Consider the following 20,812-nt stretch of genomic DNA (forward strand, 5'->3'; position numbering starts at 1 on the left):
GATTTCAGGGTCGTTTTACGCGATTCGCGAGGCCAGGAAGTCGATAAAGGCGCGGATGCGGGCGGCAAGATGATCATGGCCGGCATAGACGGCGTGGATCATCTCGATATCCTCCGAATTGAAGTCTTCCAGCAGCGGCACCAGCCGCCCGGCGTCGAGATCCGGCTGCACATGGAATTGGCCGACGCGGGCAAGCCCCACGCCCGCGAGGCAAAGGCTGCGCACTGTCGGTCCGTTATTGGCCTGGAGATTGCCGAAGACGGGTTTCACAAAGACGGAGCCGGTGCGCGGATCGCGAAACGACCAGCCTTCCGCAGTGGGGCGAAAGTTGAAGGTCAGGCAATTGTGGTGGTCGAGATCATCCGGCGTCGCCGGCAGGCCTTTGCTGGCGATATAGGCCGGGGACGCCACGACGACGCGGCGGCTTTCGAGAAGCTTGCGGGCTTTTAGAGAGCTGTCGCTCAGCGATCCGACGCGAATGGCGACATCGGCGCGCTCGCCGACGATATCGATGACGCTGTCGCTCAGCGATATCTCCAGCTCGACCTCCGGATAGAGCGTCAGGAACTCGGGAATGAGCGGCACGACGTAGCACACGCCGAAAGCAACCGAGGCGCTGACGCGCAGCCGTCCACGCGGCACTGCCGCTCCGCCTGCGGCGACCAGCCGCTCGGCCTCTTGGATATCCGCGAGGATCGCCTGCGCCCGTTCGAGATAGACCTCGCCTTCCGGCGTCAATTGCAGCGAGCGGGTGGTGCGTACCAGAAGGCGCGTGCCGAGCCGGTCCTCAAGACGGGTGACGAGCTTGCTGACGGCGGAGGGCGACAAGCGCAATTTTCGCCCGGCCGCCGAGAAGCTGCGAAGCTCGGCCACCTGGACGAAGACATCCATTTCCCCGGCGCGATTATCCACCCTTAGCCTCGCTGCTTTGAATTCAATTCACAAGTGTTGAGTTTATATAGGTGATTATCGAACGAATGTCTTGAGCCCATATTCTGTCCGAACAAGAACCAGCGCAACCGGATGAGTCCGGATGCCTTTTCGATCGGGTCATCTCATGCCACTCGCTCTCTTTGCCTTGACGATCGCGGCTTACGCGATAGGCACCACAGAATTCGTCATCGTCGGCCTGCTGCCGACCGTCGCGAACGATCTTCACATCACCCTGCCGCTTGCCGGCCTCATCGTCAGCGTCTACGCACTCGGCGTCACCTTCGGCGCGCCGATCCTGACGGCGCTCACCGGCCGCATCGAGCGCAAGCCGCTGTTGCTCGGACTGATGGCGCTCTTCATTGTCGGCAACGGCATGGCGGCGTTGAGCACCGGCTATGAGTTCCTGCTTGTCGCCCGGGTGCTCTCGGCCTTCGCCCACGGCGTCTTCTTCTCCGTCGGCTCGACTATCGCCGCCGATCTCGTGCCGGAAAACCGTCGTGCGTCTGCGATCGCCATGATGTTCATGGGATTGACGGTCGCGATCGTCACCGGCGTTCCGCTTGGTACGTTCATCGGCCAAACCTTCGGCTGGCGTGCCACTTTTGCCGCCGTCGCGGTCCTCGGCGTCATCGCCTTTGCCGGTATCGCCCTGTTGCTGCCGTCGAACCTGAAGAAGGCGCCGCCGGCCGGTATCGGCGAACAGCTTCGCGTGCTTGGAAGCGCCCGCCTGCTGATCGTCTTCGCCATGACGGCGTTCGGCTACGGCGGCACCTTCGTCGCGTTTACTTTCCTCGCCTCGATCCTGCAGGACGTGACCGGCTTTGCCGCCTCCGCCGTCAGCCTGATCCTGGTGCTCTACGGCATCGCCATCGCTATCGGCAATGTCGTCGGCGGTCGCCTTGCCAATGGCAATCCGGTCAAGGCCCTGACATGGCTCTTCCTCGCCCAAGCGATCGTGCTCGTGCTCTTCAGCTTTACGGCCGTTTCGCCCTGGCTTGCCATTCCGACGCTTGCCGCCCTCGGCTTCCTGTCTTTCGCCAATGTGCCCGGCCTGCAGCTCTACGTCGTCCAGCTTGCCCGCGAGGTGCGCCCCGCAGCCGTCGATGTCGCCTCGGCGCTCAACATCGCCGCCTTCAATCTCGGCATTGCCGCCGGCGCTTGGATCGGCGGCCTGGTGGTGGAATCCTCGCTTGGCCTTGGCGCCACGCCCTGGGTCGGTGCGATCCTGGTCGTCGCTGCCCTCGTCCTCACTCTCTGGAGCGGCGTTCTCGACCGCCGCTCGGCTCCCTCGGCGCAAAGCGCTTCCTGCGCCGCCTGATCATTCCGCAATCGAAAGGAAATCCCATGCATCTCGTCAACGCCAATGGCGCTTCGATCCCCGCTCTCGGCTTCGGTACTTTCCGCGTGCCGGGCTCCGATACCGAACGCATGGTGTCGTATGTGCTGAACAACGGCTACCGGCATATCGATACCGCCCAGATCTACGGCAATGAGGCCGAGGTCGGTAAGGGTATCCAGCGCTCCGGCCTTGCCCGCGCCGATCTCTTCCTGACCACAAAGGTCTGGGTAGAGCACTATAAGCACGCGGCTTTCGTCACTTCGGTCGATGAAAGCCTGAAGAAGCTGAAGATCGATTATGTCGATCTGCTCCTCCTCCATTGGCCGAACGACGCCGTGCCGCTTGCCGAGCAGATCGGCGCCCTGAACGAGGTTGCCAAGGCCGGAAAGGTCCGCCACATCGGCGTCTCGAATTTCAACCGGGCGCTGATGACGGAGGCGGCAAAGCTCAGCGAGTTGCCGCTCGTCATCAATCAGGTCGAGTATCACCCCTATCTCGACCAGTCACAGGTGATCGAAACGGCCAGGAGCCTCGGTATGTCCGTCACCGCCTATTACGCCATGGCGGATGGCAAGGTGTTGAGCGACCCGGTTCTGAAGGCGATTGCCGCCCGGCGTGGAAAATCCGTCGCGCAGATCGTCCTGCGCTGGATCGTGCAGCAGGGTCTGGTTGTGCTATCTAAGACGGTCTCCGAGACCCGTGCCCAGGAAAATGCGGCGATCTTCGACTTCGAGCTGACGGCGGAAGAAATGGCAGCGATCCATACGCTTGCCGAGCCCAAGGGGCGGATCGTCAGCCCCGATGGCCTCGCGCCGGTCTGGGACGCCGCCGCTTGATTACAAAATCTGGAGAGGGGCCGCTACACGCGGCCCCTTTTTGATTACGCCTTGAAATCCAGTTCGACCTTGGAAACGGTAACCGATGCCGGCAACAGCGGCTTGTGGACACGCTGGCCGAAGTGCCGCTTGAAACCGAAGACGTTGTTGATCAGGCTCTTGGTATAGAGGCCGGGGCCGCTCGAATAGATGCGCCAGCCGCCATCGACGGCGATATCGCCGGCCTTGACGCGATCCCAGTCGGACGAAGCATGATAGCGGTCATCGAAGGCGGCATCGCTGCTGCTGAAATAGGTGTTGCGCTGTCGCAGCGACGCATGGTCTAGCCGGCCGCTGACCGAGATCGGATTGGCGAGCGCCAGCGCGTTCCAGACGCCCTCGGCGTCGTTATCCAGAGCCAGCGCCTCGCAGTAACGCAGATGCGCGTGCACATACATCAGTCCGATCTCGCGGCCGAAGAAGGACGAGGATTCGGCGCGGCGGAACAGCGTCTCCGGCCCGCCGGCATATGTGGCCGGCTTCTCCATCAATCTCACGCCATCCGGGAAAAGCAGGTTCTCGCTGATCAGCTTCATATGGTCGTGCCGCTGCTCGGGCGTAAACAGGCCGCCCAGCATCGGTTGGGTCATCGCGATCAGGGAAAAATGCAGGCCGGTGCGGGTGTCGGCCGGATGCAGCAGCAGCTCGACGCCGTCATGGCTCGGATCGAAGACGCCGTGGCCGGCGACGATACCGTCGCGCATTAGCAGGCGATTGAAATCGCTGCGCATGGCGGCGGCGGTTTCCTTCAGCGACTGCGCCTCTTCATCCCGGCTTGCGAACGTCAGGATCGCGGCATAGCGCACCAGCTGTTCGTAGAGCAGCGAAACGGTCCAGCTGCTGACCATCCAGTCGCGCAAATGCGGATCGGCCGGCTGCAGGCTGTCGTTCCAATCGCCTTCGCCATAGCGGATGAGGCTGGTGCCGGGGACGAACCGGCTGCGGACGGTGTCGAGCAGCTTTTCGACATGGTCGGAGATCGTCGCCGTCTCTTCCGTCCGCTGCATGGTGTCATCGGCTCGCCAGGGAACGGTCTCAGTGAGGAAGGCGATATCGCCGGTCGCCTCGATATAGTCACAGAGCGCCTTCAGCGGCCAGACGACAATATCGCCGTGGCTCTCGCCGGCGCGGATATTGGCATAGGGCTCTAGCATGAACCATTGGGGCCAGTCGCCCCGGTCCCGGTATTGTTCGGAAAAGACGGTGCTCAGGACCTGCTTCACCTCGGCGTCGTGTTCATAGGCGAGCAGGAATTCAACCGGCCCCTGGCAGACATCGCGCGTTCCCCATGCCGCCCCGGTATATTGTTCGAGGCCGTGCGGCACGCTCAGATGGATGATGGCGTCATGCGCCAGCCAGGGCAGCATCACCGCCTGCTCGGTAATATCCGGTCCGCTGCCCTTGATGCGCAGGCCGCGCGTTACATGGCTCCAGAAGTGCTGTGCCGGCGCAAGCATCTCTTCGCCGCTGACGCCTGCCTTGTAACGTGCGGCAAGGGCTTCACCCGCTGACGTATCGGTCATCGATCCGGTGACGGCAAAGCTGAAGCCTTGCGTTGGGTGCGATTTCAGCGCGATGAAGGGGCCGTTGCGTGAGATGCCGTCGCCATAGAGAAGCTCGTCGCCGCCGATTGCCTCGAAAGCATCCGGCGTCGCGGTGACGAGATGATAGGCGGCCTGCGGATAGCGATCCCAAAGCCAGGAGGATTGAGGACGGAAGGATATCCGCTTGGCCGCAGCATCGATCTCAATGTTGGCCACGGCTTCATAGTCGCGCTCGCCGAGCACGATATGGCCGAACACCAGGAAGCGGCAGGCCTTGCCTTCGACCGTGACGTTCCATTGCATGGCAGGGTCGTCACCGGAGGCTGCCGCCGTCACGGTGATGGTGTGGCCGGCAAGCTTGTAGATCCATCTGACATCGCTGAGGCCCATGTCGAAGGCGGCGGGCACGCCGAGCAGACGCCAGCCTTCGCCGAGATCCACGAGGATGCGCAAGCCGCTTGCCCGTGTCAGATTATAGGGGTCGCGGGAGATCGAGAACAGCTTGTGAAAAGAGGTGTTGCCGATGGTAAGCTGCGCCGCGAAGATGCCCTGCATCCAGCAGGTTGCGCCCAAAGTCTGGTCGTCGAGCAGCATGTTCTGGCCGCTGCGGACGATGGCGCCATGGCGGCGCGCCACGAGGCGCTCCTTCTCGCGCAGCACGATATGACGGTTCAGCGATCCCTCCGGCACGAAGAAGGAATAGAGCTGGCCGTCGATACGCTCTTCCAGCATCCGCTGGGGATAGAGCCGGTCGATCGTCGCGTCATCCAATGGCTCGGTCACGAACAGCGGCGCATCCTGCACCAGGCTGCGAACCGGTGTCTCCGAGGCAATATCCGTCGTCGCCAATTGGCCGAGTGCCTGCGGTAAGGCATCGAGACGGACGAGATCGGCATCGCTGGAGGCCAAGGGGTGATCGGCAACGAACAGACCGAAGAACGTCGTGATAGCAGTCGCCTTTGGTGCCAGTGTCAGCGGCTTCGACTGGATCGCCGGGCAGGCGACCTCGTGCTGTCGGCGCGTGCTCGCCAGGTTTTCGCCGAAACCCGGCACCATGGGGGCATCGCCGCTTGGAGCCGGCACCATCAGCTGGATCGCATCGGTGGCATAGGCGGCTGCGCCATCCAGGCAGCCTTGCGCCAGCCACGGATTGCGCCCGCCACCTTGCTTCAGATTTTGCCGGTTCATCACGACCGGCCCGAAGGCGGGATGAGCGGCGATGTGATGATCGATATATTGCGAGGCATAGGCCTCGCTGTTCATCAGGAAGCCACGGTCGCCGATGCCGACATCCTGGATCAGCACGAGATCGGCCGGAACTGTCTTGCCCGTCGAATTCTCGAGCGAGATCCGCCAGAACCAGGCGGTATCGCCGGGATGGAGTTGTAGCCGCACCGTATGCCGGACACCTGCCGTCTCGCCGCTCCAGTAGAAACTCGTCTCGTCATGGCCGAAGCGCACCACCGCCTTCGGGCCGACGATTTCGGCGACTTCAGGCTTTGAGCCGCCGATGCGCAGATAGAGCCGTCCGATGCCGCCATAGACAGGCGATCCGACCACCTGGTTGATCATGACGCCGCCCTGCTGGTCGGCAAAATCGATGGCGAACAGCGTGCCGTTCGGCAAAGCCGATGCGGACAGGCCGGCGCTGTTGGTAAGTGTGGAAAGACCGAGTTCTTCGCGCCGGGGCGTCTGAAAGCTGCGATTGGATTCCGAAGGCATAGCCGGTGTCTCGCTGATTCATGGGTCGGGTGAGCGCACTAGATCATAAGGTGCTACGCGATCATAGGCGGCAATTTGCCTTCTGAGATCGCAATCTTTCGTGACAATGTTTCCGTCTCACCGATGGTGAATCGTGCTCGCAACCTGATTGGCCGTTCGCACGACAGAGGAAAGATCGGCATCATCCCATGCCTCTTTCGAGAGGCCCTTGATGTGGAACGCCTTGCTCTCGCCCGGCATAAGGTTGACCAGCATGTCGTCGACCTCGGCATTCGGGTCGATCCGGTCGGCAAACAGGCAGAGATCACGCAGGAAGGTCTGCGCCGTGACCGTGACGGCTATACCGTCGGCGGTTTGCGCGGCCTCTATTTCGAAGCGCGGCTGCGGATATTGCAGCTTCATGTCCTTTTCGAAGAACCACCAGGCCTCTGAATCGCCCAGCCGGGCACGCAGGAATTCGCGCTGCGGATCGCCGGGTGTCGCCACGTCCCTGGGGATCGATATCTCGGCATTTTCGAAGCGGTCGCAAAGGATGCGCCAGACGGAGTGATGGGCGAGAAGCGTGCCGTTGAAATCGAAGCGCTCGACGGTGAAGGGCACGCGCCAGAATAGGGTGGCATCGTTGACGGCGATGGCGGCGAGACCATCGCTGCGTGGCTGGATGGTGAGGAGATGCGGAGCGTAGCTGTTGCGTAGCGCATACCAAAGCGGTTTCTTCCGCCCGCCGCCATCGATCGCCGCCCAGGAGGTCACCGGCCAGCAATCGTTGAGCTGCCAGACGATCGCGCCCATGCAGGTGGGGCGATGCGAGCGCATATGGTCGACGCCGAGGCTGATAGCGCGCGCCTGATTGAGCTGGGTGACGAAGAGCCAGTCGTCGAAGTTTTCCGGCGCGGGAAACCACCCCTCCAATCCCTTGAGCAGCTTGTCGTTGCCGGTAGTCGCCTTCTGGTGATGCAGAACGCCGGGCGAGGCAGACGCGCGATTTTTCTCCCGCACGGATGAGGCAAGCGTGCCGTAGGTCGGCGGCGCCTGCCAGCCGAATTCGGAGCAGAAACGCGGGATATAGTTACGGTAGGTCTCGTATCCCACCTCGTTCCAGACGTCCCAGATATGCTTGCAGCCGTGCTCGTCGGCATTCGGCGCGATCTCCATCGAGCCGGAATAGGGGCTGCCCGGCCAATAGGGCCGCGTCGGATCGATCTCGGCGACGAGTTTCGGCAAAAGATCGAGATAGTAGCCGGCACCCCAGGGACGATTGGCGAGCACATCCTGCCAGCCCCAATCGAAATAGCCCCAGATGTTCTCGTTGTTGCCGTTCCAGAGCACCAGCGAGGCATAGGGCATCAGCCGGATAATCGCCTCGCGCGCTTCCGCCTCGATCTCGCTATAGACCGGCTCCTCTTCGGGATAGGCGGCGCAGGCAAACAGGAAGTCCTGCCAGACCATGATGCCGGCGGCGTCGCATTCCTCGTAGAAGGTATCGGTCTCGTAAATGCCGCCGCCCCAGACGCGCAGGATGTTCATATTGGCGTCGCGGGCCTGGGCAATCCGTTCGCGATAGCGCTCCCGCGTCACGCGCGGCAGGAAGCAATCGTCCGGAATCCAGTTGGTGCCGCGGGCAAAGACCGGCACGTCATTGACGACGAGGATGAAGGCGGAGCCGATCTCGTCGGGCGTGGTGTCGAGCCGCACGGAGCGGAAGCCGACGCGCCGCTGCCAGCGATCCAGCACCATGCCATCGGACCCCAGAAGCTGGAGGTCGAGATCGTAGAGCGGCTGGTCGCCGAGCCCATGCGGCCACCAGACTTGCGGATTATCGACCCGGCATTCCACCAGCGTATGCGTTTCGCCCTGCGCAATGCGGACCTCGGATCGCTTGCCGCCGACCGACATCACGAGCGCGGCACTATCCATGCCCTCGGCGGCCCATTCGATCTCGACGCGCAGGCGGGCGACGCCGTCGCCGCCCTGCAGGGTAATTTCCGGGCAAACGGTGCCCAAACGCGCCTTCGACCAGCTCTCGATGACGACCGGCTTCCATATGCCGGCGGTAACGACGGTTGGCCCCCAATCCCAGCCGAAATTACAGGCCATCTTGCGGATGAGATTGCTGGGGCCGGGATAGTTGGCCGGGATATCGGCGGCGGTGCCGAGTGCGGCGCGCACGGCCTCGCCATGGACATAGGCGGACTCGAAATCGATGATCAGCTCATTGCGACCGTCCTTGAGCTTCTCGCGGATGTCGAAACGGTAGCTGCGGTGCATGTTGCGCGTCTCGCCGAGCATCGTGCCGTTCAGCTCCAGGCGCGCAGCCGTATCGAGGCCGAGGCAGGAAAGGTCGACCCGATCCGCCTCGTCGCTATCCCAGTCGAAGGCCATACGGTAGCGCCAGGCCGAGCGGCCGATCCAGTCCTGGGAGATCTCGTTGACATCGAGATAGGGGTCGGTGATCAGCCGGGCGGACAGGAGGTCGGTGTGCACATTGCCCGGCACGGTAGCCGGGATCGTCGCGGGCAGGGAGGGGGCGGTGGAGGGTGCGCGAAGGCGGGAGAGGGTCCAGCCGGTATCGAGTGCCAGTGTCTTCATGCTTGTCGGTCCGTCATCAAATGGATTGTATCAAATCTGCCGCGGCTGATTGGATGGCTGGATGAACTGCAATCCGGCATGAAGATGACGGTTCATGTGATAGGCGTAGGCAATGCGGTCGCGCTGCTTCAGTGCGGCGATGATGTCGCGATGGTCGTCATAGGCGCTGTCGACGGCGGCGCGGGAGCGTTTTCCTGCTTCCATCAGCCGCTGCAACAATGGCTGCAGAATGCCATAGACTTGTGACACCGTCTGATTGCCGGCAAGGCCCACCAGCGTGACGTGGAACTCGAAGTCGCATTCGGCGGCATCCGAAAGGTCCGGCGCCAGCTTCATGGCATCGTTGATCGCCTCCAGCCGCGCAATGCCGGCATCATCGATATGTTCAAACAGGAGATCGGAGAGATTGACCTCGATCAGCCGGCGAAAACCCTGGATATCGAGGAAGCTTTCGGCGGAAATATCGAGTGCGAAAGAGAACTGCTCCATCAGTGCCTGCTGACGCCGATCCGTGATGACGGCCCCGACTTTCTGCCTGCTTTCGACGATGCCGTATGCCTTCAGCATGCGGATCGCTTCGCGTACGGTATTGCGGCTGGTGTTGAACATCGCCGCCAGCTCGATTTCCGAGGGCAGGGCGTCGCCGAGGCCGAGATTGCGCTCACGCATCAGCCGCCGGATCGCATCGACCACCTGGTCTACCGCCGATCCCTTGTCCCCGATCTCTGCGGTTTCTGTCGCCATGCATCCTCCATCTCGAAGAAGATATTGTTGGCCAATAAGAGATGTCAAGCGGGATAGAGGCGCTGGTGGAATGGACAATCGTGGATTTGGCATTATGTTGCCCAACAAATAAGGGAGGCACCGCATGGAGAGTTGCTGGCGTTGGTTCGGGCCGAGGGATCTCGTTCCACTCATTCACGCCCGCCAGGGCGGGGCGACGGGCGTCGTGACCGCGCTGCACGAGATTTCCTACTCACGCACATGGGCGCCGGAGGAGATCGAGGCGCGCAAGGCCCTCGTGGCAGCGGCCGGCATGCGCTGGAGCGTCTGTGAATCGATCCCGATCCCGAGCGCCATCAAGCTTGGTGGCGCTGGCGCTGCGAAGGCGATCGGCGTCTGGAAGGATACGCTGGCCAATCTCGCCCGCTCCGACATCAAGACGATCTGCTATAATTTCATGCCGGTGGTCGACTGGACGCGCACGGACCTGCGTTTCGAGATGCCGACGACGGCGCTGGCGCTTCGCTTCGACATGGTGGAATTCGTCGCCTACGACGTCTTCATTCTCCGCCGGAAAGGTGCTGAAGTGAGTTACGCGCCGGAGCTAGTGCAGCGCGCCGAGAAGCGCCACAAGGTTCTCTCCGAGGAAGCGGTTCAGCGGCTGGAGAGCAATATTATCGCCGGTCTTCCCGGTGGTGAGGACAGCTATGGCCGGGAGGCCATTCGTGCTGAGATTGCCGCCTTCGACGGAGTGTCAGCCGACGATCTACGGACAAACCTCGACAGTTTCCTGCGTGAAGTGGTGCCGGTTGCGGCGGAGGTTGGCGCAAGGCTTGCCATCCATCCCGACGACCCGCCGATTTCGCTATTCGGCCTGCCGCGTGTGGTTTCGACGGCTGAGGATTTGCGCCGCATCGTCACCAGCGTCGATGACCCCGCCAATGGCCTGACGCTTTGCGTCGGCTCTCTCGGTTCGCGTGCCGACAACGAGGTGCTTGCCATCGCCCGGGAATTCGCGCCGCGCATCAATTTTGCCCATCTTCGCGATGTGGCGATCGAGCCGGACGGCTCCTTTGTCGAAGCCTCCCATCTCGAGGGGCGCAGCGACATGTACGCCATTCTGCGCACGCTTCTGGCGGAAGAGGCCCGGCGTCGAGCCGAGGGTCGAATGGACCATCTGATCCCGATGCGCCCCGATCATGGCCATCTGATCGGCGACGATGTCGATAAACCGACCAATCCCGGCTATTCCCTGATCGGTCGCCTGAAGGGGTTGGCGGAACTGCACGGTGTCATCCATGCCATCGGCAAGACGGATGAGTTCTCGCGACATTGGCGGCGGTTTTAGAAATCGGGCGGAACTTATAGTTCCAATTCGCCTTCCGCCGAGAATTCGAAGTTATCGGTACCGGTGAACAGAACATCCTTGGTCAATCGGGTGTCGACGAAATTGCAACTTTCGAACCGCAAGCGGATCGTGACGGCTTCCGAAAAATCGACATCGACAAAGCTGCAGGAAGAGAAAACCGTTCGGGACAGGTCGACCCTGAAAAACCGCATCGCGTGCATCGTGCATGCTTTGAATTCGCAATCCAGCATCTCGGACTTCGAGGCCAATACCGACTCGAACCTACAGTTCTCGATCCTGTTGCCGATCCAGGTGCAGCCATGCAGTGCTTCCGCTGCGGAAAAATGCGCGTCGCGCAGAACCGACATGGCGATGGTTTTCCCGCTCAGATCGAGACCATGCCACGCAATATCCGAAAGATCGGCATTGCTCAGGTCGATACCGACTTCCCGCGCCTGAGCCGCAAGATTTGCTTCGAGATCCTCTTGGGAGACTTTCTTCATGATCAGCGGAAAATGACGTTGGTATCAGGACTTGGCAAGGCTCGGCACATTTGAGCTTGTTGATCGGTGGCAAAATCAATCTTGCCCGGTCATGCAAGACGATATTCCGTCTTGTCGGTAGATAGCTGACAAGCAAAGCGCATGGTTGCGTATTTGGTAAGCTTTTGCTTAAAGTTTAAGCTAGTATAGCGTTCTGATTTTGTTTAACTTTTTTTATTATGACTATCGCACTCCGTATCATTTCAACGCAAATTGGCTAGGTCGACCCGCACATGAATTCCGTTTGGCCCGACACTCCGAACGATGACTTTCGGTCGCTATTTGAGACGCATCCCTCGCCGATGTGGGTCTATGATCCCGAGACGCTGAAATTCCTGATCGTCAACGACGCCGCACGTGATCTCTATGGCTATCGCCATGAGGACTATGTCGGCATGACGGTTCTCGACATCCGCCCGCAGAAGGAGCGCGAGCGTATGTTTGATGCCATTCGGCGCCGGACGGATGTGGAGAAGGCAGAGCGCTGGACGCATCTGAAAGCTGACGGCGAGACATTCGAGGTGCTGACCTACGGCCGCGAAATCCGTTTCGACGGCAAGGCGGCGATCCTGGCGATCGTCCAGGATCGCACGGAGGTCAATGCCGCACGCCGGCAGTTCACCGACACCCGCTCGCTGCTCGACAGTATTGTCGACAACCTGCCCGTCGGCGTTTTCGTCAAGGACATGGCGAAGGACGGTCGCTATATCCTGTTCAACGAGGCCTGCGCGGCCGCCATGGGGCGGCCGGCAAAAGATGTTGTCGGCAAGAACGATCCGGCGGTTTTCCACGAAGAGCAGATCGCGGCGTTCCGTCAGCAGGATGAACGCGCCTTCGAAACGGCTTCGACCGTCAATTTCGAAGAAACAATCCGGGGCATGGATGGCGTCACACGCATCTTGAGGACGGCGAAGCGGGCGCTGCCTGCGCCGAAGGGCGAGGCGCCACGCTATCTGCTGGGCATTTCCCAGGATGTCACGGAGGAACGCGGCGTCGAGGCAAAGCTTGCGCATCTCGCCATGCACGATTCCCTGACCGGCCTTCCGAACCGCGCCTTTTTCTCCGAAAGCATCGTCCGGCAGGTGGCTGTCGCCACTCCGGAGATGCCGATCGCGCTGCTTTACATCGACATCGATCATTTCAAGCACATCAACGACAGCAAGGGGCATGCCGCCGGCGACACGCTTCTGCGCCAGGTCGCGCAGCGGCTTCTGCGGCTTGCCGAGAAAAGCGATCTTGTCGCCCGCCTTGGCGGCGATGAATTCGCGCTGGTGCTGAGGATGACCGATGCCGGCCGGGCACAGCGCTTTGCCGACCTGCTGCTGTTGTCGCTCGCGGCCCCTTTCGATCTCGACGGTGTTCGCGAACATGTCACCTGCAGCATCGGTATCGCGATGGCGCCGGACCATGCGAACGATGCCGACGTCCTGATGCGCGACGCGGATCTGGCGCTTTATGCCGCCAAGGGAAGCGGCCGGTCGACTTATCGTTTTTACCAGACCGAGATGCGGCTTGAGGCCGAGCGGCGCCATCAACTTACCGTCGAGCTTCGCGAGGCGTTGCAGAACGGCGAGTTCGAGCTCTATTACCAACCGATCATCCGGCTGGACAATGACGGCCTGTCCGGCTTCGAGGCGCTGATCCGCTGGCGGCACCCGGAGCGTGGGCTCATCGCGCCGATGGAGTTCATCCCCGTCGCCGAGGAGACCGGCATGATCGTGCCGATCGGCGAATGGGTGCTGCGGGAGGCATGCCGCACTGCTGCACGATGGCCGAGCCACCTGAAGATCGCCGTCAATCTTTCTGTCTATCAATTCCGGCATACAGGCCTGCTCGCCACCGTCGTGTCGGTGCTCGACGAGACAGGACTGCGTCCCGAGCGCCTGGAGATCGAAATCACCGAATCCGTCCTGCTCTCCGAAGTCGAGCAGAGCCTGCATTTGCTGCGCGCCCTGAAGGAACTCGGCATCCGCATCGCCATCGACGATTTCGGTACCGGCTATTCGTCGTTGAGCTATCTGCGCTCATTCGCCTTCGACAAGATCAAGCTCGATCGCAGTTTTGTCGCCGGCATCGAGACCGATCCCGGCAATCTCGCGATCGTGCGCGCCGTCGTCGGCATCGCCTCCGGATTCAACGCCATGACGTTGGCCGAGGGCATCGAGACGGAAGAGCAGTTGGGGAAATTGCGGGCCGAGGGCTACAGCGAAGTCCAGGGTTTCCTGCTCGGCCGGCCTATGCCGCGACAGGATGCGGAGGCGCTGATTTTTGGCGAAAAGCGCCCCATGAAGCGGGTTTCATCGCTTTGAGGTGATGGGAACGAAGACGTTCCAGTGTTTTCCCCAACTGTCGTGGACCGTCCTGCCGCAGCTCACCGCGACATTCGGTGCGGACAGGCCATAGGTCTTGGGAACCCACTTGACCGTCAAGGGAACAGCACATCGCGGCACCTGAATCTTCAGGTTTGGGTCAAGTACCTCCCAATGGGTGCCACGAGACAGATTTTCCGTGGCGATGAATTGTCTCGCCTCTTCCCTGACTTCGAACAGCCCGTGCTTCACGCCGTTCGACCTGTCGTCCTCGATGCCTCGATAGACGGTTTCGGATGCCGAACAAATCTGGGTCGTCGTGGCCAGCAGGCATAGGCAGAGCAACACTGTCCGCCGTCGGTCCATATGCGTCTCGCCTTTCATTCGGATGCAAAGTGTTTTGCCACGAAATGATCAAATGGAAAATATTTGGCGTCGCCTGTCGGGAAACGTGATCGGCCATCGTCCTTGGGGCAGCCCGTCGACGGGCACAACGTTCAAACCTATTCCGAGGAGACGATCATGACCGATACAGAACAATCATCCCAGCCCAATATCCCGGCCAAGGGCGGCCTGGTGACCTATGTGATGGTGGATGGCGCCGTAAAGGCGGCTGAATTCTATGAGCGTGCCTTCGGAGCCGAGCGTGCCTTCATGTATCCGGCCGATGAGCAGGGCCGGACGATGCATATCCATCTCTATGTCAACGGCAGCTCGCTGATGCTGGGAGATTTCTATCCTGAACATGGCTTTGGAGTGGAAAAGCCGCAGGCTTTCTCGCTGCAACTGCTTGTCGACGACCTCGATCCCTGGTGGAAACGCGCCGTCGAGGCCGGAGCAGAGGTGATCATGGAGCCGCAGGTGATGTTCTGGGGCGATCGCTGGGGTCAGCTTCGCGACCCCTTCGGTGTCACCTGGGCGATCAACGCGCCTGTAAAGGCATAGTATCAGTCGGAGAGCAGGGCTCGCGTCAGTGGATGCGCGGGATCGGCAAGGCCCTCCAAGATGGTGAAATGATTCCGGTCCGGCTCGACGACGGTTGCCGTCGCCGCGCCGAGACCGGTCCAGATATTGGCAAGCAGGGTGCTCTGACGGACGAATTCGGAGCGCTCTGCACCGCCGACCCAACAGGTGAGGCGGAGGTCGTCCATCGGCTCCAGCAGCGCCGGGCTCTCGGCCATGGCTTCCGCCTCGTTGATGCGCAGTTGCTGGTTCATGGTCCGCTTCATGATCGGGCGCAGATCGTGCAGGCCTGATATGGACAGCACATGGCGGATGCGGGTCTGGACCGATGCGGCAAGCGGAGAGGTGGTGGTGACCATGCGGGTGGCGAGCTGGCCGCCGGCCGAATGCCCTGTGAGGATCAACGGACCATCGATCATCTCGGCCGCAGCGCCGATCGCCGTGGCGATTTCCTTTGCGATGGCGGTGATGCGTATTTCCGGGCAAAGCGTGTAGGAGGGCATGGCGACGGCGTAACCGCCAGCAACGGCGCCCGCCGCGAGATGTGACGAATAGCTTTTGTCGAGTGCGAGCCAGTAGCCGCCATGGACAAAGACGACCAATCCCTTCGGCTTCTCCGAAGGCAGGAAGAGATCGAAGCGATTGCGTGCGCCGGGTCCGTAAGCAAGATCGAGCTTGGCTCGCCCGGCGGCAGTCATGCTGTCGCAGAAGGCCTGTGCCGGCCCCAGCCAGGCCGCCGGCCAGCGGTCTCCATCAACGACATAGGCGCCGTTGGTGTAGGCAACGTCCCAATCGGTGATCCTGAAATAGCTCATTGCCCGATCTCCCGGTTCTCGCCAGTGCCTATCCGCTATCAGGTTACGGCGGAGCGCACGGCAAAGCGTGCGTCCTGCCATGATCCGCTGCTCAGAATGTCCTCCAGCACGCCGGCCGCCTGCCAGACATCGCGGTAGCTGACATAAAGCGGCGTGAAGCCGAAGCGCAGGGTCGAAGGCGCGCGGAAATCGCCGATGACGCCGCGCTCGATCAGCGCCTGCATCACTTCATAGCCGTTGTCATGGGTGAAGGAGACTTGGCTGCCGCGTTGCTCACTATCGCGCGTGGTGTCCAGCACGACGCCGTATTGGCCGCATTTGGCTTCGACTAAGCGGATAAAGAGATCGCTGAGCGCGATGCTCTTCTGGCGCAGCATATCCAAATCGACCTCGTCCCAGATGCCGAGCGCGCCCTTCAGCGCCCTTAGCGACAGGACTGGCGGCGTGCCGCAAAGGAAGCGCTTGATGCCGTCGCCTTCGGCAAAACCTTGTTCGAAGGCGAAGGGCCGGGCGTGACTCCACCAGCCGCTGAGCGGCTGGGTGATCGAGGCATGATAGCGGTGCGCGGCATAGATGAAGGCCGGCGCGCCGGGGCCGCCGTTCAGATATTTATAGGTGCAGCCGACTGCGAAATCGGCATTGACGCCGTCAAGATCGACCGGCAAGGCGCCGGCGCTGTGGCAGAGATCCCAGATAACCAGCGCACCGGCCTGGTGGATCCTGCGCGTCAGCGCCGCCATGTCGCGCAATGCGCCGGTCTTGTAGTTGACGTGGTTGACCAGCACGACGGCGGTCTGATCGTCGATCAGACTCTCGATATCGTCGGCATCCCGGCCTTCGAGGCGAAGTGTGGTGCCTGGCCGCGTGGAAGTGACACCTTCGGCCATATAGAGGTCGGTCGGAAAACTGTCCCCTTCGGCGACGATGACGCTACGGCCGGGGCGCATCGCCAAGGCGGCGTGCAAGGCCTTATAGATATTGATCGATGTGGAGTCGGTGACCACGGTCTGGCCGGGTGCGGCGCCGATCAGCCGGCCGATACGGTCGCCGAGTTCGAGCGGCAACTGAAACCAGCCGGCACTGTTCCAGCTGCGAATGAGGCCGTTGCCCCATTCCTCCATCATCGCCTGCTTGAGTTCCGTGAAGACGTCATGCGAGGCGGCGCCAAGAGAATTGCCGTCGAGATAGATGACGCCGTGGGGCAGGGCGAAGCGGCTGCGGAAGATGCGCAGCGGATCGGCCTCGTCCATGGCCTCGATGGCGGCGAGATCGGGAAGGCTGTCCATGGTATCGGCCTCTTTATTCGCGAATGGTTTCCCGGGAGGGCGCGCCGCCTCGGCTGCGGCGGATGCTTGGCAGCGCCAGCATGATCAGCACGAAAAGGCCGGTGGCGAGCTTCAGGTTCGACGGCGGCAAGCCGGCGGCAAGGCAGAGCGACACGAGCTGGTAATAGATGATCGAGCCGACGAAGGGCGCGAGCAGTTGCCGCAACACGGACTGCTTGCCGGTGAAAGCCTCGCCGATCATCAGCGCGGCCAGGCCGTTGATGAGGATGCCGATGCCCATGTTGACGTCGGCAAAGCCCTGCGACTGCACCATCAGCGCGCCGCTGGTGGCGGAGAAGGCGCTTGCAAGGCCGACGCCGCCGATGGTCGCGGCCCAGACATTGATGCCCTGCGCCTCGGCCATGTCGGGATTGGCGCCGACGGCGCGCATGGCCGTACCCTTTTCCGTCTTGAAATAGAGGTTGAGGGCAATGAGGACGACGAGGGCGATCACGCCGGCGACGATGATCTTGCTCGCCGGAAAGCCCGGCTGCGTCAGCGGCACCCAGTCGAACACGGTCGGCGCACCGAAGACCGAGAGGTTTGACTTGCCCATGATGCCGAGATTGATGCTGTAGAGCATTGTCGACATCAGGATACCGGCCAGCAGCGTATGGATGCGAAAACGCAGGTGAATAAAGGCCGTGCAGCAGCCGGCCGCAAGCCCAACGGCGAAGGCTGCGACGATCGCGAGCGGTGGCGTCACGCCGGCGGCGAGCAGGATGCCGCAGATGCAGCCGCCAAGCGGAAAGGCGCCTTCGCTGGTCAGATCCGGAAAGCTCAGCATGCGGAAGGGGATCATGATGCCGAGCACGACGAAGCTCAGGATGAAGCTCTGTGCCAGCGTGACCGGGATCAGTGAGATGAAGCTCGAGACAGTTGTCTGAATGAAATCCATGATATCAGCTCACCAGCAGCATGCGGTCGGTCTTGACGGCGAAATGACCGATCAGCTCGGGCACGGTGATCCGACGTTTTCCCTCGCCGGTGATTTCGAGATGCACACGGCCGGCGTCGAGCATGATGATGCTGTCGCCGAAATCGACGGCGTGCTGCATGTTGTGCGTCACCATAAGCGTCGTCAGCTTCAGCGCTTCGACCGTGCGAACTGTCGCCTGCATGACGATATCGGCGGTGCGCGGATCGAGCGCTGCCGTATGTTCGTCGAGCAAAAGAACATCCGGCGAACCGCCGACGGCCATGATCAGCGACAGCGATTGCCGCTGGCCGCCGGAGAGCAGCTCCACCTTCGTATCCAGCCGGGTTTCCAGGCCGAGACCGAGAACAGACAGCCGTTCTCTGTAGGTGGCAAGCCGGGATGCGTTAAGACCGGGGCGCAGGCCACGCTTCTTGCCGCGCAGCTCGGCGAGCAGCATGTTTTCGGCGACGGTCATGCTGGCGGCGGTGCCCTTCATCGGGTCCTGGAAGACGCGGGCGAGCCGTGCGGCGCGCTTGTGCACCGGCGTGCCGGTGACATCGGCGCCATTGATGATGATCTGGCCAGAATCGAGGCTGAGCGCGCCGGAAATGGCGTTGAGCATGCTGCTCTTGCCGGCACCGTTCGAGCCGATGACGACGCCGAATTCGCCTGACTTGAGCGACAGGGTAAGGCCGTCGAGCGCGACCTTCTCGTCCGGCAGTCCCTTGTAGAAAACCTTGCGCGCGGATTTAATGTCCAGCATCCGTGCCTCCTTGAAAAAATGGCGGCGTTGGCCACGCCGCCATATCTGCTGAATTGTTTGTCGAAGATGCCGCTTGTCAGTTGACGAAGCAATTGCAATCGGCAAGTCCGGCCGGTACCTCGGCGCCGAAGGCCTTCAGAACCGTCTTGTTGATCAGCGGCGCATGGTCCGCATAGGCCGGACGCACCGGTGCGATCGTCTTCGGATCCGCGCCCTTCAGGATCTGTGCGGCGATCTTGCCGGCATTTTCACCGACCTGCTCGTAATTGACCGCGAAGCTTGCCGGTACGACACCGCTGCGAACCGCCGCGTCATCCGAATTGACGATCGGGATCTGTGCCTGGCGGGCGGCGGCTGAAACGGCGGTGATCGCCGGCTGCAGCAGGTTGGAGGCGGGCGTGTAGATCACGTCGGCCTTGCCGGCCAGCGATGCGATACGCTGCTGGATGTCGTTGACGCTGTCGACGCCGACGGGAACGACTTCGAAGCCGGCAGCCGGGGCTGCTTCCTTGACCTTCTCGAGCAGGGCGACGTCATTGGCCTCGCCCGGATTGTAGGGCAGGCCGAAGCGCTTGGCGTTCGGCAGCAGCTTCTTGGTGAAGGTCATGATGGCGGCAATATCCTGCAGGTCGGATGCGCCGGTGATGCCCTCGTCGCCCGCGTCCCAGGAAGGTGTGAGCTTGGCGGCGACCGGATCGGTCACGGCCGAGAATACGATCGGGATACCCGAGCCTGCCAGCGCCTTCTTGGCGATCTGCGAGACCGGCGTGGTGACGGTGTACATCAGCTTTGGATGATCGGATTGCAGCTTGGCGATCATTTGCGGCACCAGCGAAGCGTCGAAGCTGGTGTTGCTTTCGGTGTAGACAACGTCCTTGCCCTCGACGAAGCCATTGTCGGCGAGCGCCTTCTTGAAGCCGGCGATCGAGGCGTTGAGCTGCGGATGCTCGCCGAAATTGGCGATGGCAACCTTGATAGGCTCGGCCGCCGCGGTCGCGACGCTCGCCATGAAGGCGCTCGCAAGAACGAGGCCGGACAGCCATTTCGACGTGGATTTACGCATGATTTCCCTCCCGGATGTTGTTGGCAGCCGTGTTTGATCGGCCTTGTTGCGCCGGATCATAGCGCCTGCCGTGCCTCTGTCAATTTCTGATATATGATATGCACCATCAGAGCCTTTGATATATATTTTTGCGCCAGAGCCGTTTTATATATAATTTCAGGACTTCGACGACCGGGACGAACGCCATGCAGGACAAGGACTCGTTGACCAAGACGGAAGCGGCCTATTGGCTGCTGCGGCGGGATATTCTCAACACGAAGCTCAGGCCCGGCGCGTCGTTGAAGCTCAGCGCCCTGCGGGACGCCTATGGCGTCGGCTGGACACCCTTGCGCGAGGCACTGTCGCGGCTGGAGGCCGAGAAGCTTGTCACCGCGGTCAGCAATCGCGGCTTTGCCGTCGCCCCGGTGTCGCGCGCCGAGCTGGAAGACCTGATGCGGGCGCGCATGGTCGTCGAGCTGCCGCTGCTGCTGGAATCGATCGAAAAGGGTGGCCCGGACTGGGAATCCGCCGTCGTTACCGCTCACTACCGCCTGTCACGCTGCAAGATCGTCCCCGATGCCGCTTCCGAGGAGATGGCCGACGAATGGGACGACAAGCACACGGCCTTTCATGCCGCGCTGATCAGCGCGGCATCATCGAACTGGCTTCAACGCTTCCAAAGCACGATTTCCGACCAGCTCCGCCGCCATCACCGCTTCCTCGGCCTAGCGCCGACGCAGCGCGCCGCCGCCGGCCTAACGATCGGCTACGAAAAGGCGGTCGCCGCTTTGCGCGACGCGATGGCGATGGAGCACCACACGGAGCTAATGGAAGCGGCGCTCGACCGCGATATAGAGCGCGCGCGCGTGCTGATGACCGAGCATATCGGTTATACGTTGCAGGTCTATATTCGTTCGGAGGATGAGATTGGGTAGCGTCACTGCATCCGGTAGATGTAAATAACACCATGATATCAATAGATTATATTGGCTCCGTCGCCGGTTTTGCGCATTCATGATCCTCCAGTTTCCGGTCGCTGCGGTATCTCGCTCAGATCGTGG

The 20,812-nt window shown here is 61.7% G+C and carries 17 protein-coding genes; 6 read left to right on the plus strand and 11 right to left on the minus strand.

The genetic code is table 11. The features are described from left to right. Positions 1–15: 15 nt before the first annotated feature. The gene (locus AB6803_RS22210; protein ID WP_371110925.1) at positions 16–912 is read right to left on the minus strand and encodes a LysR family transcriptional regulator; all 897 of its coding nucleotides are present in this window, start codon (positions 910–912) and stop codon (positions 16–18) included. Between the two features lie 145 nt (positions 913–1,057). Between AB6803_RS22210 and AB6803_RS22215 the strand changes: the two genes are divergently transcribed. Continuing rightward, positions 1,058–2,251, plus strand: coding sequence for an MFS transporter (locus tag AB6803_RS22215; protein ID WP_371110926.1), 1,194 nt, complete (start codon positions 1,058–1,060; stop codon positions 2,249–2,251). Positions 2,252–2,277: 26 nt separating this feature from the next. After that, the gene (locus AB6803_RS22220) at positions 2,278–3,108 is read left to right on the plus strand and encodes an aldo/keto reductase (RefSeq protein WP_371110927.1); all 831 of its coding nucleotides are present in this window, start codon (positions 2,278–2,280) and stop codon (positions 3,106–3,108) included. A gap of 44 nt (positions 3,109–3,152) precedes the next feature. Here the strand turns inward: AB6803_RS22220 and AB6803_RS22225 are convergent, their stop codons facing one another. The 3 genes from AB6803_RS22225 to AB6803_RS22235 all read right to left on the minus strand — a co-directional run bounded on the left by AB6803_RS22225 (position 3,153) and on the right by AB6803_RS22235 (position 9,746). After that, a complete protein-coding gene (locus AB6803_RS22225; RefSeq protein ID WP_371110928.1) occupies positions 3,153–6,413 on the minus strand; it encodes a GH36-type glycosyl hydrolase domain-containing protein in 3,261 nt (1,086 codons plus the stop codon). Positions 6,414–6,530: 117 nt separating this feature from the next. Then, the gene (locus AB6803_RS22230; RefSeq protein ID WP_371110929.1) at positions 6,531–9,002 is read right to left on the minus strand and encodes a glycoside hydrolase family 2 protein; all 2,472 of its coding nucleotides are present in this window, start codon (positions 9,000–9,002) and stop codon (positions 6,531–6,533) included. A gap of 30 nt (positions 9,003–9,032) precedes the next feature. Then, positions 9,033–9,746, minus strand: coding sequence for a FadR/GntR family transcriptional regulator (locus AB6803_RS22235; protein ID WP_371110930.1), 714 nt, complete (start codon positions 9,744–9,746; stop codon positions 9,033–9,035). Positions 9,747–9,870: 124 nt separating this feature from the next. On the opposite strand from AB6803_RS22235, the gene uxuA reads away from it, so the two are divergent. After that, positions 9,871–11,073: a mannonate dehydratase gene (gene uxuA / locus AB6803_RS22240; protein ID WP_371110931.1), complete on the plus strand. Its 1,203-nt coding sequence runs from the start codon at positions 9,871–9,873 to the stop codon at positions 11,071–11,073. A 14-nt stretch (positions 11,074–11,087) separates the two neighbouring features. Here the strand turns inward: uxuA and AB6803_RS22245 are convergent, their stop codons facing one another. Continuing rightward, positions 11,088–11,576, minus strand: a complete 489-nt coding sequence (locus AB6803_RS22245) for a pentapeptide repeat-containing protein (RefSeq protein ID WP_371110932.1) — start codon at positions 11,574–11,576, stop codon at positions 11,088–11,090. 272 nt (positions 11,577–11,848) lie between these two features. Between AB6803_RS22245 and AB6803_RS22250 the strand changes: the two genes are divergently transcribed. Next, the gene (locus AB6803_RS22250) at positions 11,849–13,924 is read left to right on the plus strand and encodes a putative bifunctional diguanylate cyclase/phosphodiesterase (protein ID WP_371110933.1); all 2,076 of its coding nucleotides are present in this window, start codon (positions 11,849–11,851) and stop codon (positions 13,922–13,924) included. On the opposite strand, the gene AB6803_RS22255 is transcribed toward AB6803_RS22250, so the two are convergent. Beyond that, positions 13,913–14,290, minus strand: coding sequence for a hypothetical protein (locus AB6803_RS22255; RefSeq protein ID WP_371110934.1), 378 nt, complete (start codon positions 14,288–14,290; stop codon positions 13,913–13,915). The two genes, AB6803_RS22250 and AB6803_RS22255, sit on opposite strands and share 12 nt — an antisense overlap. A gap of 156 nt (positions 14,291–14,446) precedes the next feature. Between AB6803_RS22255 and AB6803_RS22260 the strand changes: the two genes are divergently transcribed. Further along, on the plus strand, positions 14,447–14,869 hold the full coding sequence (locus tag AB6803_RS22260; protein WP_371110935.1) for a VOC family protein: 423 nt from the start codon (positions 14,447–14,449) through the stop codon (positions 14,867–14,869). A gap of 2 nt (positions 14,870–14,871) precedes the next feature. On the opposite strand, the gene AB6803_RS22265 is transcribed toward AB6803_RS22260, so the two are convergent. From AB6803_RS22265 to AB6803_RS22285, 5 genes are all read right to left on the minus strand, one after another. Next, entirely contained in the window at positions 14,872–15,702 is an 831-nt protein-coding gene (locus AB6803_RS22265) for an alpha/beta hydrolase (protein ID WP_371110936.1), read from the minus strand. 38 nt (positions 15,703–15,740) lie between these two features. Beyond that, the gene (kynU, locus tag AB6803_RS22270; RefSeq protein ID WP_371110937.1) at positions 15,741–16,988 is read right to left on the minus strand and encodes a kynureninase; all 1,248 of its coding nucleotides are present in this window, start codon (positions 16,986–16,988) and stop codon (positions 15,741–15,743) included. Between the two features lie 13 nt (positions 16,989–17,001). Beyond that, a complete protein-coding gene (locus AB6803_RS22275; protein WP_371110938.1) occupies positions 17,002–17,925 on the minus strand; it encodes an ABC transporter permease in 924 nt (307 codons plus the stop codon). Between the two features lie 4 nt (positions 17,926–17,929). Beyond that, positions 17,930–18,709: an ABC transporter ATP-binding protein gene (locus AB6803_RS22280; protein ID WP_371110939.1), complete on the minus strand. Its 780-nt coding sequence runs from the start codon at positions 18,707–18,709 to the stop codon at positions 17,930–17,932. 76 nt (positions 18,710–18,785) lie between these two features. Then, positions 18,786–19,772 (minus strand): ABC transporter substrate-binding protein, encoded by a 987-nt coding sequence (locus AB6803_RS22285; protein WP_371110940.1) that lies wholly within the window; start codon positions 19,770–19,772, stop codon positions 18,786–18,788. Positions 19,773–19,957: 185 nt separating this feature from the next. On the opposite strand from AB6803_RS22285, the gene AB6803_RS22290 reads away from it, so the two are divergent. After that, positions 19,958–20,686 carry a GntR family transcriptional regulator gene (locus AB6803_RS22290; protein ID WP_371110941.1) on the plus strand — a complete coding sequence of 243 codons (729 nt, stop codon included), beginning with the start codon at positions 19,958–19,960 and terminating at the stop codon, positions 20,684–20,686. The last annotated feature ends 126 nt before the right edge of the window (positions 20,687–20,812 follow it).

Source organism: Rhizobium sp. RCC_161_2, assembly GCF_041355235.1.
Lineage (GTDB): Bacteria > Pseudomonadota > Alphaproteobacteria > Rhizobiales > Rhizobiaceae > Rhizobium.

What these genes read in the sequence shown, in the direction of transcription:
- AB6803_RS22215 (WP_371110926.1), top strand. Translation starts at nt 1,058, where the DNA reads ATGCCACTCGCTCTCTTTGCCTTGACGATCGCGGCTTACGCGATAGGC.
- AB6803_RS22220 (WP_371110927.1), top strand. Translation starts at nt 2,278, where the DNA reads ATGCATCTCGTCAACGCCAATGGCGCTTCGATCCCCGCTCTCGGCTTC.
- AB6803_RS22225 (WP_371110928.1), bottom strand. Translation starts at nt 6,413, where the DNA reads ATGCCTTCGGAATCCAATCGCAGCTTTCAGACGCCCCGGCGCGAAGAA.
- AB6803_RS22230 (WP_371110929.1), bottom strand. Translation starts at nt 9,002, where the DNA reads ATGAAGACACTGGCACTCGATACCGGCTGGACCCTCTCCCGCCTTCGC.
- AB6803_RS22235 (WP_371110930.1), bottom strand. Translation starts at nt 9,746, where the DNA reads ATGGCGACAGAAACCGCAGAGATCGGGGACAAGGGATCGGCGGTAGAC.
- uxuA (WP_371110931.1), top strand. Translation starts at nt 9,871, where the DNA reads ATGGAGAGTTGCTGGCGTTGGTTCGGGCCGAGGGATCTCGTTCCACTC.
- AB6803_RS22245 (WP_371110932.1), bottom strand. Translation starts at nt 11,576, where the DNA reads ATGAAGAAAGTCTCCCAAGAGGATCTCGAAGCAAATCTTGCGGCTCAG.
- AB6803_RS22250 (WP_371110933.1), top strand. Translation starts at nt 11,849, where the DNA reads ATGAATTCCGTTTGGCCCGACACTCCGAACGATGACTTTCGGTCGCTA.
- AB6803_RS22255 (WP_371110934.1), bottom strand. Translation starts at nt 14,290, where the DNA reads ATGGACCGACGGCGGACAGTGTTGCTCTGCCTATGCCTGCTGGCCACG.
- AB6803_RS22260 (WP_371110935.1), top strand. Translation starts at nt 14,447, where the DNA reads ATGACCGATACAGAACAATCATCCCAGCCCAATATCCCGGCCAAGGGC.
- AB6803_RS22265 (WP_371110936.1), bottom strand. Translation starts at nt 15,702, where the DNA reads ATGAGCTATTTCAGGATCACCGATTGGGACGTTGCCTACACCAACGGC.
- kynU (WP_371110937.1), bottom strand. Translation starts at nt 16,988, where the DNA reads ATGGACAGCCTTCCCGATCTCGCCGCCATCGAGGCCATGGACGAGGCC.
- AB6803_RS22275 (WP_371110938.1), bottom strand. Translation starts at nt 17,925, where the DNA reads ATGGATTTCATTCAGACAACTGTCTCGAGCTTCATCTCACTGATCCCG.
- AB6803_RS22280 (WP_371110939.1), bottom strand. Translation starts at nt 18,709, where the DNA reads ATGCTGGACATTAAATCCGCGCGCAAGGTTTTCTACAAGGGACTGCCG.
- AB6803_RS22285 (WP_371110940.1), bottom strand. Translation starts at nt 19,772, where the DNA reads ATGCGTAAATCCACGTCGAAATGGCTGTCCGGCCTCGTTCTTGCGAGC.
- AB6803_RS22290 (WP_371110941.1), top strand. Translation starts at nt 19,958, where the DNA reads ATGCAGGACAAGGACTCGTTGACCAAGACGGAAGCGGCCTATTGGCTG.